The sequence below is a fragment of the Oleiphilus sp. HI0066 genome (genome assembly GCF_001635725.1).
In genome coordinates, this window is the sequence record NZ_LWFH01001643.1 from 1 (window position 1) to 536 (window position 536).

Annotated in this window: 1 protein-coding gene; it reads right to left on the reverse strand. The window is 45.1% G+C overall.

The annotated features are described in order from the left end of the window. Positions 1-82: 82 nt before the first annotated feature. Positions 83-536 (reverse strand): phosphomethylpyrimidine synthase ThiC (locus tag A3738_RS25625; protein WP_197474043.1); only part of this gene is annotated, 454 nt, incomplete at its 5' end.

Sequence of the window (536 nt, forward strand, 5' to 3'; positions counted from 1 at the left end):
CTATTGCTTAGTACGCGCAATAAAAAGGCCGAACTTTAAAAGATCGACCTCCTTCAGTACCACCAAAATCTAATAGTAAGTCTTACACCTCGTGATAGATTTCACTGCCATCTTGTTTGAACTTCTCGGACATTTCCTGCATCCCAACATCAGCTGCCTTAGCCAGTTCTTGTTCCGCAGCATAATCTCGAACGTCTTGTGAAATCTTCATAGAGCAGAATTTTGGCCCACACATTGAACAGAAATGCGCAACTTTCGCTGAATCCTTAGGAAGCGTTTCGTCATGATATGCACGTGCCGTATCCGGATCTAACGCGAGATTGAACTGATCTTCCCATCTGAACTCAAATCGCGCTTTACTCATCGCGTTATCATGAATCTGTGCGCCGGGATGACCTTTCGCGAGATCTGCGGCGTGCGCCGAGATCTTGTAAGTAATCAAGCCTTGTTTTACATCGTCTTTATTAGGTAAGCCCAAGTGTTCTTTTGGCGTCACGTAACACAGCATTGCACATCCATACCAACCAATAAGCGCT